16 protein-coding genes and 1 pseudogene are annotated in these 16,011 nt (G+C 75.1%); 8 read left to right on the top strand and 9 right to left on the bottom strand.

The window, feature by feature from the left end:
- Positions 1-108: 108 nt before the first annotated feature.
- Together Sya03_RS05995 and Sya03_RS06000 are read right to left on the bottom strand one after the other, a co-directional pair.
- Positions 109-750 carry a LuxR C-terminal-related transcriptional regulator gene (locus Sya03_RS05995; RefSeq protein ID WP_203937160.1) on the bottom strand — a complete coding sequence of 214 codons (642 nt, stop codon included), beginning with the start codon at positions 748-750 and terminating at the stop codon, positions 109-111.
- Positions 702-2,009 carry a sensor histidine kinase gene (locus tag Sya03_RS06000; RefSeq protein WP_203937161.1) on the bottom strand — a complete coding sequence of 436 codons (1,308 nt, stop codon included), beginning with the start codon at positions 2,007-2,009 and terminating at the stop codon, positions 702-704. The genes Sya03_RS05995 and Sya03_RS06000 overlap by 49 nt, the downstream gene beginning before the upstream one ends.
- Before the next feature lie 110 nt (positions 2,010-2,119).
- On the opposite strand from Sya03_RS06000, the gene Sya03_RS06005 reads away from it, so the two are divergent.
- On the top strand, positions 2,120-3,169 hold the full coding sequence (locus Sya03_RS06005; RefSeq protein WP_203937162.1) for a fatty acid desaturase family protein: 1,050 nt from the start codon (positions 2,120-2,122) through the stop codon (positions 3,167-3,169).
- On the opposite strand, the gene Sya03_RS06010 is transcribed toward Sya03_RS06005, so the two are convergent.
- A complete protein-coding gene (locus Sya03_RS06010) occupies positions 3,170-3,637 on the bottom strand; it encodes an OsmC family protein (protein WP_203937163.1) in 468 nt (155 codons plus the stop codon).
- A 62-nt stretch (positions 3,638-3,699) separates the two neighbouring features.
- Positions 3,700-4,845, bottom strand: coding sequence for a LolA family protein (locus Sya03_RS06015; protein WP_203937164.1), 1,146 nt, complete (start codon positions 4,843-4,845; stop codon positions 3,700-3,702).
- 81 nt (positions 4,846-4,926) lie between these two features.
- Here Sya03_RS06015 and Sya03_RS06020 point away from each other — a divergent pair, with 81 nt between their 5' ends.
- From Sya03_RS06020 to Sya03_RS06045, 6 genes are all read left to right on the top strand, one after another.
- On the top strand, positions 4,927-5,592 hold the full coding sequence (locus tag Sya03_RS06020; RefSeq protein WP_203937165.1) for a response regulator transcription factor: 666 nt from the start codon (positions 4,927-4,929) through the stop codon (positions 5,590-5,592).
- A 43-nt stretch (positions 5,593-5,635) separates the two neighbouring features.
- Positions 5,636-6,952, top strand: a complete 1,317-nt coding sequence (locus tag Sya03_RS06025; RefSeq protein ID WP_203937228.1) for a sensor histidine kinase — start codon at positions 5,636-5,638, stop codon at positions 6,950-6,952.
- Between the two features lie 20 nt (positions 6,953-6,972).
- Positions 6,973-8,514, top strand: a complete 1,542-nt coding sequence (locus Sya03_RS06030; protein ID WP_203937166.1) for a helicase HerA-like domain-containing protein — start codon at positions 6,973-6,975, stop codon at positions 8,512-8,514.
- A gap of 410 nt (positions 8,515-8,924) precedes the next feature.
- The gene (locus Sya03_RS06035) at positions 8,925-9,755 is read left to right on the top strand and encodes an NAD(P)H-binding protein (RefSeq protein ID WP_239107143.1); all 831 of its coding nucleotides are present in this window, start codon (positions 8,925-8,927) and stop codon (positions 9,753-9,755) included.
- A 29-nt stretch (positions 9,756-9,784) separates the two neighbouring features.
- On the top strand, positions 9,785-10,441 hold the full coding sequence (locus Sya03_RS06040; protein ID WP_203937168.1) for a hemerythrin domain-containing protein: 657 nt from the start codon (positions 9,785-9,787) through the stop codon (positions 10,439-10,441).
- A 70-nt stretch (positions 10,442-10,511) separates the two neighbouring features.
- Positions 10,512-11,048 (top strand): anthrone oxygenase family protein, encoded by a 537-nt coding sequence (locus Sya03_RS06045; protein ID WP_239107144.1) that lies wholly within the window; start codon positions 10,512-10,514, stop codon positions 11,046-11,048.
- Positions 11,049-11,056: 8 nt separating this feature from the next.
- Here Sya03_RS06045 and Sya03_RS06050 read toward each other — a convergent pair whose 3' ends face one another.
- Positions 11,057-11,698, bottom strand: a complete 642-nt coding sequence (locus Sya03_RS06050; RefSeq protein ID WP_203937169.1) for a 4'-phosphopantetheinyl transferase family protein — start codon at positions 11,696-11,698, stop codon at positions 11,057-11,059.
- Positions 11,695-12,174: an anthrone oxygenase family protein gene (locus tag Sya03_RS06055; RefSeq protein ID WP_239107145.1), complete on the bottom strand. Its 480-nt coding sequence runs from the start codon at positions 12,172-12,174 to the stop codon at positions 11,695-11,697. The genes Sya03_RS06050 and Sya03_RS06055 overlap by 4 nt, the downstream gene beginning before the upstream one ends.
- Positions 12,175-12,246: 72 nt before the next feature.
- On the opposite strand from Sya03_RS06055, the pseudogene Sya03_RS06060 reads away from it, so the two are divergent.
- Positions 12,247-13,167 (top strand): annotated as a pseudogene (locus Sya03_RS06060) (AraC family transcriptional regulator); the annotation flags it as partial.
- A gap of 242 nt (positions 13,168-13,409) precedes the next feature.
- Here Sya03_RS06060 and Sya03_RS06065 read toward each other — a convergent pair.
- Genes Sya03_RS06065 through Sya03_RS06075 form a run of 3 tightly spaced genes read right to left on the bottom strand, consistent with a single transcriptional unit; the run spans position 13,410 to position 16,011 of the window.
- Positions 13,410-14,156, bottom strand: coding sequence for a beta/alpha barrel domain-containing protein (locus Sya03_RS06065; protein ID WP_203937171.1), 747 nt, complete (start codon positions 14,154-14,156; stop codon positions 13,410-13,412).
- Positions 14,157-14,185: 29 nt separating this feature from the next.
- The gene (trpF, locus tag Sya03_RS06070) at positions 14,186-14,872 is read right to left on the bottom strand and encodes a phosphoribosylanthranilate isomerase (RefSeq protein ID WP_203937172.1); all 687 of its coding nucleotides are present in this window, start codon (positions 14,870-14,872) and stop codon (positions 14,186-14,188) included.
- Entirely contained in the window at positions 14,872-16,011 is a 1,140-nt protein-coding gene (locus Sya03_RS06075) for an acyl-CoA dehydrogenase family protein (RefSeq protein WP_203937173.1), read from the bottom strand. Before Sya03_RS06075 ends, trpF begins: the two co-directional genes overlap by 1 nt.

Here is a 16,011-nt window from a genome sequence, read left to right on the forward strand (position 1 = left end):
AGGGGTGGTCACCTCACGGTAGGTCACAGAGGGTTAAGTCAGACAGGTCGGACAGGTCCGTTTTGCGCTGTCTGATCGGATGAGAGGTCACCTTCCGGCTACGGAGAGTCAGGGTGAGTCCAGGTAGGCGAGCACCGCCAGCACCCGCCGGTTGTCGTCGTCCGACGGCGGCATCCCGAGCTTGCTGAAGATGTTGTTGATGTGCTTGCTCACCGCCTTCTCGGTGACGAACAGCCGGGCGGCGATCGCCGCGTTCGACCGCCCCTCCGCCATCTGCCCCAGCACCTCGCGCTCCCGGCCGGTCAGCGCGGCCAGCGGCCGGTCCCGCCGCACCAGCAGCTGCGCCACCACCTCCGGGTCCATCACGGTGCCGCCGCCGGCGACCTGGCGCACCGCGTCCAGGAACTGCCCCACGTTCGCGATCCGGTCCTTCAGCAGGTAGCCCACGCCGCCCGTGCGATCGGACAGCAGCTCGCGGGCGTACAGCTGCTCGACGTGCTGGGACAGCACCAGCACCGGCAGGCCCGGCAGCTCCGTGCGGGCGGCGATCGCGGCCTGCAGCCCCTCGTCGGTGAACGTCGGCGGCAGCCGCACGTCGAGCACCGCCACGTCCGGCCGGTGCCGGATCAGGGCCGGCAGCAGCGCCGGGCCGTTGTCGACCGCCTCCACGACCTCGAACTCGAACGCCTCCAGCAGCCGGGTCAGGCCGTCCCGGAGGAGGGCGAGGTCCTCGGCGATGACAACGCGCACGGCAGCTCCATGGTCACGACGGTCGGCCCGCCCGGCGGGCTGGACAGCGTCATCGTGCCATCGAAGGCGGCGAGGCGGCTGCGGATGCCGGTCAGGCCGGTGCCGCGTCCCGGGTCGGCGCCCCCGGCCCCGTCGTCGCCCACCACGATCGCCAGGCGGCCGTCGCGTTCGCGCAGCCACAGCCAGGCGTGCCGGGCCCCGCTGTGCCGCACCACGTTCGCCAGCGCCTCCGCCACGGCGAAGTACGCGGCCGACTCGACCGGCGTCTGCAGGCGCCCGGGCAGCTCCGCGTCCACGTCGACCGGCACCGGCAGGCTCATCGCCAGCGCCCGGACCGCCCCGTCGAGGCCGCGCTCGGCGAGCACCGGCGGGTGGATGCCGCGCACCAGGTGGCGGAGTTCGGTCAGCGCGGTGCCGCTGGCCTCGCGCGCCTCCACGAGCAGCTTGCGGGCGGCGGCCGGGTCGCGCTCCAGCAGCTGCTCGGCCAGCCCGATGGTCATGCCCAGCGACACCAGCCGGGCCTGGGCGCCGTCGTGCAGGTCGCGCTCGATGCGGCGCAGCTCGGCCGCCTGCGCGTCGACCGTGTCGGCCCGGGTCGCCGTCAGCTGGGAGACCCGCAGCCGCAGGTCCGCCGCCTTCGTGGGGGCGAGGAACAGCTTGCCGAACATGGCGTCCACCCGGCGCAGCCACGGCGCCGCGGTCAGCCCGGCCGCGATGAACAGCAGGCCCTGCGGGGCGGACAGCCACCCCTCGGCGACGTTCTCGATCGGCCAGAACAGGCCGTAGCCGTACCAGTCCACGCCCAGGTACAGCCACAGCGGGATGAGCAGCGCGCCCTCCAGCCCGTACAGCGGCACGGCGACGGCCAGCACCCCCAGGCCCAGCCCCACGATCGCCCCGGGCAGCAGCCAGGCCAGGTCCCGCCACGTCGCCGGGTCGGTCACCACCCAGCGGAACAGCCGCCAGCCGCCCGGCACCGCGCGCTTCGGCGGCGGCGCGTACGGGCGGTGCACGACCACCCCGGCGGCGGCGGCGCGCCGGCGCTCCAGGTCCGCGCGCGCCCGCACCAGCGACGTCACCCACGGGAACGCCGCCAGGCCGACCCCCGGCACGATGACGATGACAAGCGCCGCCACGGTGACGATGAACAGCGGCAGGTTGACGATGGCCAGCCCGATGCCCGCCAGCCCGCCGAGCACCGCGCGCAGGCCGTCGCGGGCCCACCGGCGGACCCCCTCGTCGGACAGCGCGATGTGCATGATTCCGATTCTGACCGGACGCCGCTCGGAATATCAGGGGTGCTGGCACCACCAGGCCCGGGGACACAGCACTCCTGACCTTGCGCGCGCGAGGCGGTGGAATGGAGGACATGACGATGACCATCGAGCCGGCCCGGGCGACGGCCGGCAGTGACTTCGCCGTCCTGTCCCGCAGGATGGCCACCGAGGGCCTGATGACGCGCCGGCCCGCCTACTACGCCGTCCGCCTGCCCGTCGTGGGGGCGATGCTGGCCGCCGGGTGGACCGCCTTCTTCCTGCTGGGCTCGTCGTGGTGGCAGCTGGCCGTCGCGGTGTGGCTCGCCGTCACGTTCGCCCAGGTCGCGCTGGTGGCCCACGACCTGGCGCACCGGCAGGTGTTCCGGACGAAGCGGCCCGGCGAGATCCTCGGCCGGTTGTTCGGCAACCTCGCCGTCGGCATGAGCTACGGCTGGTGGATGGACAAGCACACCCGCCACCACGCCAACCCGAACCACGACGACCTCGACCCGGACGTGGCGCCGGAGGTGCTCATCTGGGCCACCGAGTCCGCCGTGGGGCGGCGCGGGCTCAAGGCGTTCGTCACCCGGCACCAGGCCGGGCTGTTCTTCCCGCTGCTCACCCTGCTCGGCATCGACCTCAAGGTGTCCAGCGTCAAGGCCGTGCTGCGCGGCGACATGAAGCGCCGCGGCCTCGAGGGCGGCCTGCTCGCGCTGCACGCCGCGCTCTACCTGACCGCCCTGTTCGTCGTGCTGTCCCCGCTGCAGGCGCTGGCGTTCCTCGTGGTGCACCAGGCGCTGTTCGGCGTCTACCTGGGCATGACGTTCGCCCCCAACCACAAGGGCATGCCGCACCCGGACGGCACCGAGGACTTCCTGCGCAAGCAGGTGCTGACCTCCCGCAACGTCCGCGGCGGCCGGTTCGTCGACGTGGCCCTGGGCGGCCTGAACTACCAGATCGAGCACCACCTGTTCCCGGGCATGCCGTCGCCGAACCTGCGGTACGCCAAGCCGATCGTCCAGGAGTACTGCGCGAGCATCGGCGTGCACTACGAGGAGACCGGCCTCATCGAGTCGTACCGGATGGCGCTGCGCCACCTGCGCGAGGTCAGCGAGCCGGCCCGGGCGGAGCACCGCGCCCGCAAGGCAGCGGCCGCCGCCTGATCAGCCCGCGGGCGTCACGACCGGCTCGTGGCGCACCGGGAAGTTGACGGACGACGCGATGAAGCAGTCGCGGTGCGCGTCGGCGTGCAACTCGGCCGCCCTGGCCACCATCCCCGGGGCGGCCACCGTCACGTGCGGGGCCAGCACCACCTCGGTGAACCGCCCGCCCGAGCCGCGCACCGCCATCGTCCCGCGCGCGGTGTCCGCGTACGCCGTGACCACGACGCCGTTGACCGCGCACAGGTGCAGGTACGCCAGCATGTGGCACTGCGCGAGCGCCGCCACGAGCAGCTGCTCCGGGTTCCACCGGCCGGCGTCGCCGCGGAACGCCGGGTCGGCGCTGCCGGCCAGGGTGCCCGGACCGTCGGCGGCGACGGTGTGGTCGCGGCCGTAGTCGCGGTAGCCGCTGGTGCCGGTGCCGCGGTTGCCCGTCCAGGAGACGGTGGCCGTGTAGTGGTGGCTCAGCATGGTGACCCACGATGCCACGAAGGCCGGGCGGTCACCCGCCCGGCCTTCGTCGCGTCCGCCGCCTACTTCTTCGCGGCGGCCTCGTACAGCTTCTCGGGGGCGACGGCGCCGGCGAGGATCCGGCCGTCGTCGGTGACCAGCACGCTGAACAGCGCGCTCTGCAGCAGGTTGCCGCTGCCCCAGGCGCCGCTGACCTTCGGCAGCGCGTTCAGGAACTGGGTGACCGCGGCGCCCTCGGCCTGGTCGCCGGCCTCCTGGGCGGCCTTGTTCACGTCGGCCTTCGCGACGACGATCGACGTCCAGCCGGTGCCGATCACCGTGGGCCCGCCCTCGGCGGCGTCCCGCTGGGCGGGGGCCTTCGGCGCGGTCCGCTCCGGCTTGCCGGCCTTCTCCGGCTCGGCCGGGACGGCCTCGTCGGTGACCTTGGTGCCCGGCGGCGGGTTGAACGCGAACTGCTCGGCGTCCGGCACCGCGAAGTCGACCTGCTCGAACGCCACCTTGAACGCCGGCTGCACCGCGTCCTTGGCGTAGACCTCGACGCGCAGCGGGATCTTGTGCTCGGCGTCGATCGCCATGCGCACCTGGCCGATCAGCGACGCGGTGTCGCGCGGCGCCAGGACCAGCTCGTACGCGTCGCGCCCGGCCACCTCGGCGGTGCCGGTGGTGGTGACCTTCGTCGTCGGGTCGATCGCGGCGAGCGCGGCGTCGGCGGCGGCCTGCGGCGTGGCGGGCAGCTCGGCGGGCCGGCGCTCGGCGGACGAACCCGCGTCCGCGGGCACCGTCAGGTGGGTGGCGGACTTCTCCTTGCTGTTCCAGAACCAGACGTCGGTGCCGTTGCGGATGACGTCCATCTCGCCGAGGGCGCTGAGCACCGCGACGCGGGCCTTCTGCTCCCCGGCGTACCAGACGCGGACGGTGTTGCTGCCCGCGACCAGATTGGTCAGCTGGGCGGCGGCCTCGCCGTTGCCGCCGGGCAGGCCGGTCAGCGGCGGGAGGCCCAGGTCGGCCCGCTGCACGACGGTGCCGGACAGGCCCGCCACCTCGGCGGTCTGCAGGTCGGCGAGCAGCTGGGCGGCGCTGCGCTCGGGCAGCGCGGGGTCGGCGTTGGCGACGATGGTGCCGGCCGCGGCGCCACCGCCGATGACGAGGGCGGCCGCCGCGGCGGGGACGAGCCACCTCAGAGCGGGACGGGACGTGAGGGAAGCCATGCCTGCACTGTGCGCCACCCGTGCTGTGGAACCGCTGAGAAGAGCTGTGGCCGCCCTCAGCCCGCGTGCCATGCTCGGGGCGTGCGGTTGCTGGTGGTGGAGGACGAGCAGCGCCTGGCCACCGCGTTGCAGCGGGGCCTGCAGGCGGAGGGCTTCGCCGTGGACGTGGCCGGCGACGGGCCCACCGGCCTCGACCTGGCCCGGCACGGCGGCTACGACGCGATGATCCTGGACGTGATGCTGCCCGGGCTGAGCGGCTACCGGGTGGTGCAGCAGCTGCGCTCCGAGGAGCACTGGCTGCCGGTGCTCATGCTCAGCGCGAAGGACGGCGAGTACGACCAGGCCGACGGCCTCGACTGCGGCGCCGACGACTACCTGACCAAGCCGTTCTCGTACGTGGTGCTGCTGGCCCGGCTGCGCGCCCTGCTGCGCCGGGGCGCGGCGCCCCGCCCCGCGGTCATCACGGCCGGGCCGCTCACCCTCGACCCGGCCCGCCGCCGCGTCACCCGCGACGACACCGAGATCGCCCTGACCGCCCGCGAGTACGCGCTGCTGGAGTACCTGATGCGCCGCGCCGGCGAGGTCGTCACGAAGGTGGAGCTGCTCGACCACGTGTGGGACGCCGCCGTCGACACCGCCCCGAACGCCGTCGAGGTGTACGTGGGCTACCTGCGCCGCAAGCTCGGCCGGGACGTGCTGGAGACGGTCCGCGGCGCGGGCTACCGGCTCACCGTGACCGGCGGCTGACGCCGTGGGCTGGTGGCGGCGGCTGGGCCTGCGGGCCCGGCTCATGGCGGTGGGGGTCGCCGGGCTGGTCGCCGGGTTCGCCGTCGGCGGGGTGGCGCTGGTGGCCGCGCTGAACGTGGCGCTGCTGAACACCGCCGACCGCGAGGCGCTCACCACCGCCCAGGGCATCGCCCGGCTCGTCAACGAGGACACGGTCAGCGACCCGCTGCCGGTGGCCGGCAACGACGTGCGGGTGCAGGTGGTGGACGCTCAGGGCCGGGTGCGGGCCGCCTCGTTCGACGCCGACCGGCTGGTGCCCGTGCTCTACCCGGACGAGCTGGCGCGCACCGCCGACGGCGAGGGCCGGTTCATCCCCGGCGAGCGGATCGGGCTGTCCGGCCCGGTGCGCGTGGTCGCCGTGTCCGCCGGGCCGCCCGACGACCGGCAGCGGGTCGTCGTCGCCCGGTCCACGGCGGTGCTGCGGCAGAGCGTCGACCTGCTGCGCAACGTGCTGCTGGTGGCGTTCCCGGTGCTCGTCGCCGTGCTGGCCGGGGTGGCGTGGCGGGTGCTGGGCGCGGCGCTGCGGCCCGTCGAGGCGCTGCGCCGCGGCGCGGCCGAGATCACCGGCGGCGGCCGGGCGGGGCGGCTGCCCGTGCCGGCGGCCACCGACGAGATCCACCGCCTGGCCGTCACCCTCAACGACATGCTCGGCCGCCTCGACGCCGCCCGCGCCCGGCAGCGCGCCTTCGTCGCCGACGCCGCGCACGAGCTGCGCAGCCCGCTGACGAACATGCGCACCGAGCTGGAGGTGGCGCAGCGGCTCGCCGACAGCACCGACTGGCCGGCGCTGTCGGAGGACCTGCTCACCGACGTGCAGCGGCTCAGCCGCCTCGTCGACGACCTGCTGCTGCTCGCCCGCGCGGACGACCCCCGCCCGGCCGTCGCCGCCGACCGGGTCGACCTGGGCGCCGTGCTCGCCGAGGCGGTGAGCCGCTGCCCGTCGCCGCCGGTGCGGCCGTTCGCCGCTCCGGACGAGCCCGTGTGGACGGTCGGCGACCACGACGCCCTGCTGCGCGTCGCCGGCAACCTGCTCGACAACGCCGCCCGGCACGCCGCGGGCGCGGTCACGGTCGGCGTGGCCCGCGAGGGCGCGTCGGTGCTGCTGACCGTCAGCGACGACGGGCCCGGCATCCCCGCCGCCGACCGGGAGCGGGTGTTCGGCCGGTTCACCCGCCTCGACGACGCCCGCGCCCGCGACGCCGGCGGCTCCGGGCTCGGCCTGGCCATCGTGCGCGAGCTGGTGCACCGGCACGGCGGCACGGTCACGCTCGCCGACGCGGACCCGGGGGTACGTGCCGAAGTCCGGCTGCCGGCGGCCTGAACCGGCGCTACGGTGCTGGCATGGCGGAATCCGACATCGGTGCGGCTGTGCGCGCCGGCTACGCGTTCACCGGCCCGGCCCTCGACCTCGGCGCCCTCGTCGTCGACGGCGCCGCCTGCGACCCCACGGCCAAGGTGCGCATCCCGCTCGCCATGGTGAACCGGCACGGCCTCGTCGCGGGCGCCACCGGCACCGGCAAGACGAAGACCCTGCAGGCGATGGCGGAGCAGCTGTCCGCCGCGGGCGTGCCCGTGTTCCTCGCCGACATCAAGGGCGACCTGTCGGGCCTCGCCACCCCCGGCGACGCCACCGAGCGGGTCACCACCCGGGCCACCGACATCGGCTACGACTGGCAGCCCGCCGCGTACCCCGTCGAGTTCTTCGCCCTGGGCGGGGTCGGCACGGGCGTGCCGGTGCGGGCCACCGTCACCGCGTTCGGCCCCACGCTGCTGGCGAAGGTGCTCGGCCTCAACGACGTCCAGGAGTCCTCGCTCGGCCTGGTCTTCCACTTCGCCGACCGCAACGGCCTGCCGCTGCTCGACCTCAAGGACCTGCGGGCCGTCGTCCAGCACCTGACGTCGCCCGCCGGCGCCGCGGCGCTGGCCGAGCTGGGCGGGCTGTCGAAGGCCACCGCCGGGGTCATCCTGCGCAAGCTCATCAGCTTCGCCGACGGCGGCGCCGACGAGTTCTTCGGCGAGCCCGAGTTCGACACCCGCGACTTCCTGCGCGTGCACCCGGACGGCCGCGGCGTCGTCAGCGTGCTGGAGCTGCCCGGCCTGCAGGACCGGCCCGACCTGTTCGCCACGTTCCTGATGTGGTTCCTGGCCGACCTGTTCGACGACCTGCCCGAGGTCGGCGACGTCGAGAAGCCGAAGCTGGTGTTCTTCTTCGACGAGGCGCACCTGCTGTTCCGCGACGCCTCGAAGGAGTTCCTGGCCGCCATCACCCAGACCGTGCGGCTCATCCGGTCCAAGGGCGTCGGCATCTTCTTCGTCACCCAGACCCCCAAGGACGTCCCCGGCGACGTGCTCGCCCAGCTCGGCAACCGCATCCAGCACGCGCTGCGCGCGTACACGCCCGAGGACGCCAAGGCGCTCAAGGCGACGGTGTCGACGTTCCCGCGCTCGGACTACGACCTGGAGGAGGTGCTCACCCAGCTCGGCACCGGCGAGGCCGTCGTGACGGTGCTCAGCGAGCGCGGCGCCCCCACCCCGGTCGCGTGGACCCGGCTGCCGCCGCCGCGCTCGCGGATGGCCCCGGCGGACGCCGCGGTGGCGGAGGGGATCGTGGCGGCGTCGCCGCTGCTGGCCGCGTACGGCACCGAGGTCGACCGCGAGTCCGCCTACGAGCGCCTGCTCGCGAAGGTCACGCCCGCCCCGGCGCCCGCCCCCGCCCCGCCGCCCGCGGCCCCGGCGCCCGCGCCCGCCGATGCCGGTCCGGGGTTCCTCGAGCGGGCGCTCGGCAACACCGCCGTGCGCGGCGCCCTGCGCAGCGCGGCGACCGCCGCCGGGCGGGAGATCGTGCGCTCGCTGTTCGGCGCGGCCCGGCGCCGGCGCCGCTGACCCCACCCGTTCCACGAGGCCCGGCGCCACCACGCCGGGCCTCGTCGTGTTGCGGCGGGATTGCGGGGGCAGGCGCAAGCTGAGCGTCCGGTTTTTCCCGTTCTCGTGGAGGCGTGGTGCAGCTCCCGAACCCGCTCAGTGGCGTCGCCGGTGCGGCAGCGGCCGTCCACGCGCGCCCGCCGCGGCGCGCCGCGACCGGTCCGGTGCGCACCGGTGGCCGGGGCCGCTGCGCGGGCGTCCGCCGAGGTGGGCGGGCGGGAGCCGCCGCGGGCCGCCGGGCCACTGGACCGAGCGCCCCGATGATTGGACTGAGCGCCTCGATGATGCGCGCGGCCGATTCTGGACGACGGCGCATGCGGGCGAGTGGGTCAGCTATGTTCCGGGCGGATCTGTCCCGGTTGACTCAAGGCATGACGGAGCGCAGCAACACCCACCAGAACAGCCCCATCCTCGTCCTCGGCGGCACCGGCAAGACCGGGCGCCGCGTCGTCGACCGGCTCACCGAGCGCGGCGTGCTCACCCGGGTCGGCTCCCGGTCGGCCGAGATCCCGTTCGACTGGGAGGACCGCTCCACCTGGGGGCCCGCCCTGGAGGGCGTCTCGGCGGTCTACATCTCGTTCTACCCGGAGCTGGCGTTCCCCGGCGCCACCGAGACCATCGAGGTCTTCACCCGCACGGCCGTGGCGGCCGGCGCCCGGCGGCTGGTGCTGCTGTCGGGCCGCGGCGAGGAGGAGGCCCGCGCCAGCGAGCTGGTCGTCGAGCGGTCGGGCGTCGCCTGGACCATCGTGCGGGCCAGCTGGTTCAACCAGAACTTCAGCGAGAACTTCCTGCTCGGCCCGGTGCTCAGCGGCGACATCGCGCTGCCCGCCGGCGACGCGGCGGAGCCGTTCGTCGACGCCGACGACATCGCCGACGTCGCGGTCGCCGCGCTCACCTCCGAGGGCCACGACGGCCAGGTGTACGAGGTGGCCGGACCGCGCCTGCTCACCTTCGCCGACGTGGCGAAGGAGATCAGCGACGCGACCGGCCGCGACGTTCGTTACACCCCGGTCAGCACCGAGGAGTACGCCGCCGTGCTGCGCGCGCAGGACCTCCCGATGGAGTTCGTCGACCTGTTCACCAAGATCCTGGACGGCCGCAACGCCAGCCTGACGGACGGCGTGCGCCGCGCGCTGGGCCGCGAGCCGCGCGACTTCCGGGACTACGCCCGCGCCACCGCCGCCACCGGCGTGTGGGGCTGATCCGTCCGCCCGGCGAAAGGGGAACCCCCGTGACCACCTCCACCTCGACCGACCCCGGCATGCGCACCCTGCCCGACCATCTCGTCGCCTTCGGGCTGGTGCACGTCGCGCTGCGGCGCGACGTGCGCCGGCTGACGGCGGTCGCCGACCGCGTGACCCCCGCGACGGCCGGGCGGGTGCGCTCCTGGTGGAGCGCGGTTCACGACGTCGTCGACTGGCACCACCGCACCGAGGACGACATCGTCTGGCCGGAGCTGCGCCGCCGGGTCCCCGGCTTCGCCGCCGCCGAGCGGACGATGGACCACCACCACGCCGACCTGGAGGACGCGCTCGCCGCGGTCGTCGCGGCGCTCGCCCCGGGCGCCGACGCCGGGCGCCTCGCCCCGGCCGCCCGGCACCTCGACCGGCTCCTGACCGAGCACCTGGCCGCGGAGGAGGCGATCGTGTTCCCGGCGTTCGCCGACGGCATGACGAAGCGGCAGTACCTGTGGATGGAGCGGCGGCTCATCGCCAACGCCTCGCCCGCCGTGCTGGCCACCCTGCTGCCCTGGCTGCTCGACGGCGCCGACCGGCGCACCGCGGCCCGGATGCTGCGGTTCGTGCCGCCGCCGCTGCAGGTCGCCGCGGGCACGGTGCTGCGCTGGCGCTACCAGCGCACCGTGCGCCCCGTGCTCGACCTGATCTGATCCGTCCGGCCCGGTTCCCGGCAGCGCCGCCGGGGGCCGGGCCGCTCACCGTCGTCCGTAGGGAGTCATCGTGTCCGTCCTGTCCTCCCCGCCGGTGCGCGCGCCGCACCGGCCGAGCCCGTTCGCCGGTGCGGTGCTCGGCGCCGCCGCCGTCGTCATGGGCCTGATGGCCGGGCTGTTCTTCGCGTTCGACGTCTCGGTGATGCCGGGGCTGGCCGCGGTCGACGACCGCACGTTCGTGGCCGCGATGCAGGCCGCCAACGCGGCCATCCTCAACCCGGTGTTCGGCCTGACGTTCGGCGGCGCGGCCGTGCTGACGCTGGTGGCCGGGGTGCTGCTGCTGGCCGGCGGGCGGCGCCGCGCCGCGACGTGGGCGCTGGCCGCGCTGGGGCTGTACGTCGTCGTGCTGGTGCTCACCATGGGCGTCGAGGTGCCGCTGAACGATCAGCTGGCGGCGGCCGGCGACGCGCGCACGCTCGCCGACCCGGCCGCGGTGCGGGCCCGCTTCGAGCCGACGTGGGTGCCGGTCAACGTGTTCCGCACGCTCGGCTGCACGGCCGCCCTGGCGTGCCTGGCCCGGGCGATCCACCTGAACGCCCGCGGCTGACGCCCGCGCTACAGCGTCACGGCCGCCACGAGCAGCCCGCGCGCGGCGAGCCAGCGGCCGTCGAACGCGGCCACCGGGCCCGGCCCGCCCTCGGGGCGCAGCCGGGCCCGGAACGTGCCCGCCGGGTCGATGGTGACGTGCGCCTCCGCGCAGCCCAGCCACCGGCCGGTCAGCGGCGACCACGCCTTGAAGACGGCCTCCTTGGCGCAGAACAGCAGCCGGTCCCAGGGCACCCCGGGGTGCCCGTCGGCCAGCTCGCGCAGGTGCGGCTGCTCCTCGCCGGCGGAGGCGACCAGCGACAGCACGCCCGGCGGCAGCGGCTCGGCGGGCTCGGCGTCGATGCCGAGGGCGGTCAGGTCGGTGGCGCGCGCGACGGCGGCGGCCCGGTAGCCGTCGCAGTGGGTGAGGCTGCCGACGACGCCGGTGGGCCAGGCGGGGGCCCGCCCGGCGCCGCGCAGCACGGCGGCCGGGGGCAGCCCGAGCTGGGCCAGGGCCCGGCGGGCGCAGGCGCGGGTGGTGCCGAACTCGCGGACCCGGCGAGGCAGGGCGCCCGCGACGAGCGCCTCCTCGCCGGGGAACAGCGCGGCGGGCGCCTCGTCGTCGAAGGCCTCGGCCGCCGCGACGCCCGCCGGGAGGATCGCGGCGATCATGCGGTGACGAGGGCGGCGCCGAGGCAGGCGAACGCGGCGGTGTTGGTCAGCGCGCGGGCGAGGTTCCAGCGCACCCAGGGCGCCTCGAACGCGCGCCGGGCGGCGCCCGGGTCGTCGATGCGGGCGCCGGGGCCGGCGGCGTCGAGGCGGTTGTTGAGCGGGATGTTGACCCGGAAGGTGATGCCGAGCGTCCACACGTACAGCGCCAGGCCGGCGACGGTGAGCCCGAACGTCGTCCACGAGCCGATGTGCAGGGCGGCGGCGACGGCGGTGAGCAGGAACGCGCCGAAGAAGCTGAGCGCGAACCAGCCGTTCTGGATGGCGGCGTTGATGTGCTGCATGGCCGAGACGAACGCGCGGTCGTCGACCCGGCGCAGGCCCGGCATGACGGAGCACGCGTAGGTGTAGAAGAGGCCGGCGATGAGGCCCATGGCGATGGTGGCCGCGATCAGGACGGCGGTGCGGACGAGTTCCACGGTGCGCTCCTCAACTTCGGTACAAAAAGATCAAACTACCTAAATACAACATAAGGGTCTAGACTGTCCTGCATGGAGGCTCTGAACGGACTGCTCGACCAGCCCCGCGCACGCGGCGCGTTCCTGCTGCGCTCCGTGCTCGACCCCCCGTGGTGCCTGCGCATCGAGGACCGGGCCGCCCTCTCGCTCGTCACGGTGGTGCGCGGGCACGCCTGGATCCTGCCCGACCACGGCCGCCCCACCGAGCTGCACCCGGGCGACGTCGCGATCATGCGCGGCCCCGAGCCCTACACGGTGGCCGACGACCCGGCCACGCCGGTGCAGATCGTCATCCACCCCGGCCAGCACTGCACCACCGTCGAGGGCGCCGACATGGCCCAGGAGATGAGCCTCGGCGTGCGCACCTGGGGCGACGACCTGCACGCCGGCACCGTGCTGCTCAGTGGCACCTACCAGCTGCAGTCCGAGGTGAGCCGCCGGCTGCTCGGCGCGCTGCCCGACGTCGTCGTCGGCCGCAGCGACGCCACGCTGGTCTCGCTCATCACCGCCGAGTCCGGCCGGGACGAGCCCGGCCAGGAACTGGTCCTCGACCGGCTGCTCGACCTGCTGCTCATCACCGTCCTGCGGTCCTGGCTGGGCGGCGCCGACGCCCCGGCGCACGGCTGGCACCGCGCCCAGCAGGACCCGGTCGTCGGCCCGGCGCTGCGGCTGCTGCACACCGACCCGGCGAACGGCTGGACCGTCGCCACCCTCGCCGCCGCCGTCGGCATCTCCCGCGCCGCGCTGGCCCGCCGGTTCACCGACCTGGTCGGCGAGCCGCCGATGACGTACCTGACGGACTTCCGCCTCGACCTGGCCGCCGACCGGCTGCGCGAGCAGGACGCCACCATCGGCGAGGTGGCGCGGCAGGTGGGCTACGGCAGCGCGTTCGCGCTCAGCACCGCCTTCAAGCGGGTGCGCGGCGTCAGCCCGCAGGAGTACCGGCGCCAGGCGCTGGCCGGGCAGGTCGCGCAGAGCGTGGCCGAGCCGGTCACCGACGAGGCCCGCGCCACCTGGCGCGGCGCCGCGGTGCGCCAGGCCGGGCACGCCGGCGACCGGCCGGCGCGGGTGCGGCCCGGCGCCGCCCGGGTGGTGCGCCGGGTCGGCCGCGACGGCCGCGACAGCCGCGGACCCGCCTGACACGCGGCGATGCCCGGTCCACACGGGACCGGGCGTCGTCGTCGGGCGGACGGGCGTCACGGCGCGGCCGCGACCGCCCCGACCGGCACGGGCGCGCCGACCGTCGCGGGCACCGTCCCGCGCCGCAGCGCGCGCACCGTGCGGGCCCAGGTGACCGGGTCGCCGTGGCGCAGCAGCGACGTGCCGACGAGCAGCCCCGCAAAGCCGTGGTCGAGCAGGCGCGCCGCCGTCTCCGGCCGGTCGATGCCGCTGGCGCTCACCGCGCAACGCGTGCCGGTCGCCAGCACCGCCGGCAGCAGCCGCAGGCTGCGCCCGAGGTCGCCGCCGTCGCGCTCCCGCGTCTTGATGTCCTTGTTGTTGACCGCCAGTACGCACTCGTCTGCGTGCGGCAGGCCGTCCAGCTCCGCCTCCGTCGTCACCTCGATGAACGGGGTCAGCCCCAGCAGCAGCGCCGCCGGCACCAGGCTGTGCAGGGCGGTGCGGGGCAGCAGCCCGGCGGTCAGCAGCACCGCCGACGCCCCCAGCTCCCGGGCGGTGCGCAGCTGGTCCCGGCGGGTGACGAAGTCCTTCTGCAGCAGCGGCCGGCGGGTGCGGCTCGCGACGTCGCGCAGCAGCTCCCGGGTGCCGCCGAACCACCGGCCGGTGACCACCGAGACGCACGGGGCGCCGGCCTGCTCGTACGCGGCCAGCACCGCCGGCACGGTGCGGCCCGCGAGCAGGTCCGCGCCGTGCGCGTCGCGGCACTTCACCTCCATGATCACGGGGTGCTCGGCGGCGAGCAGGGCCTCCACGAACGACGACATGCTTCCTCCTGGCAGGGTGGTCGGATCGGTCAGGACGGCGCCGGGGCCCCGATGCCCCAGCCGGCGGCGATCGCGGCGACCGCCGCCGGGTCGAACGCGCCGCCGGCGGCACGCGCCGCCGTGTCGACGTCGATGCCGGCGTAGCCGGGCAGGGCGGTGGCGGCGGCGTAGTCGCCCGCGTTGCCGGCGCCCAGGCCGCCCGCGAGCAGGAACGGCCGCGGCAGGCCGGTGGCGGCGCGCAGCACGTCGCCGGGGGCCAGGGCCACCCCGGTGCTGCCGACGCGGCCGTCCTCGGCCACCCGGTCGAGCAGGAACAGGTCGGTGCCCGCCCGCGTGTAGAACGGCACGAACCGGCTCTCCACGCAGGCGCCGTCGCGCAGGTGCAGCACCTTGACCACGACGGCGTCCGGCGCGGCCGCCTTGAGCGCGCGGACCACGCCCGGCGGCTGGTAGGCGTGCAGCTGCACCCACCGGATGCCGGTGCGGCGCAGCACGGCGGTCAGCGCCGCCACGTCGGCGAGGAACGTGACCAGCACCGGCTCGGCCGTGCCGGTGGCCCGCACGGCGTCCGCCAGCCGCGCGAGCCGGTCCGCGCTTAGCTCGGCCGGGCCGCCGGGCACGCCGTGCCACAGCCCGACCAGCCCGGCGCCCGCGCCGGCGAGCAGCGCGGGGTCGGCGTCGCGGGTCGCCCCGCAGACCTTCAGCAGCGGGCCCATCACAGCCCCAGCAGCGCGGCGATGCGGTTGTACTGGATCTCGTTGCTGCCCGAGTAGATCGGCCCGGCGACCGCGTTGCGGACCTCCTTCTCCAGGCCGTACTCGGCCATGTAGCCGTTGCCGCCGAAGATCTGCACCGCGTCCAGGCTGCTCTGCAGGTTGGCGCGGCTGGTCAGCAGCTTGGCCATCGCGATGTCCACGGTGGCCGCCTCGCCGCGCTGCACCTTGACGCCCGCGTCGTAGAGGAACTTGCGGGCCGTCTCGACGCCCACCTTCATGTCGACGATCTTGTTGGCGACCGACTGGAACGACCCGATCGGCGAGCCGAACGCGGTGCGGCTGCGCGCGTACTCCACGCAGCGCTCCAGCCGGTGCTGCATCTCGCCGGTGTTGACGATGAACGAGTACAGGATCTCCCGCTTCATCACGTGGTCGAGCACGAGGAACCCGCCGCCGACCCGGCCGACCACCTGCGTGGCGGGCACCCGGCAGTCGTCGAGGAACACCTCGCTGAGCGGGGAGGTGCGCAGGCCCATCTTGTGGATCGGGTTGCCGACCGCAAGGCCGGGCGTGTCCTTCTCCACGAGGAAGGCGGTGACGCCCAGCGGGCCGCCCTCCGGCCGGGTCTTCGCGTAGATCATGAACAGGTCGGCGACGGGCGCGTTGCTGACGAACGTCTTGCCGCCGGTGAGCACGAAGTGGTCGCCGGCGCGCTCGGCGCGGGTCTGCATCGTCAGCGCGTCCGACCCGCCCTGCGGCTCGGTGATGGCGTGCGCGCCGATCGCCTCGCCGGAGCAGATCCGCGGCAGGAAGCGCTCCTTCAGCGCGGCGCTGCCGAAGCGGTCGAGCGGGACGCCGACGCTGCACAGCGACGTCGTCACCGAGAAGCTCAGGCCGCCGTCGCGGCAGCCCTGGCCGAGGCCCTCCAGCACGTACATGGTGGTGAGCAGATCCTGGCCCAGGCCCCCGTACCGCTCGTCGAACGGCAGGCCGAGGATTCCCGTGTCACTGATCAGCTTCCACTTGGCGGCGCTGAAGGCGCCCTCGGCGTCCTGCTCGACGTGGCCGGCGCTGAGCGCCTCGTCGAGCTCGGCGAGCCCCTGGCGCAACGCGATCTGGTCGGCGTCCCACTCGATCAT

The organism is Spirilliplanes yamanashiensis, assembly GCF_016863475.1.
GTDB lineage: Bacteria > Actinomycetota > Actinomycetes > Mycobacteriales > Micromonosporaceae > Spirilliplanes > Spirilliplanes yamanashiensis.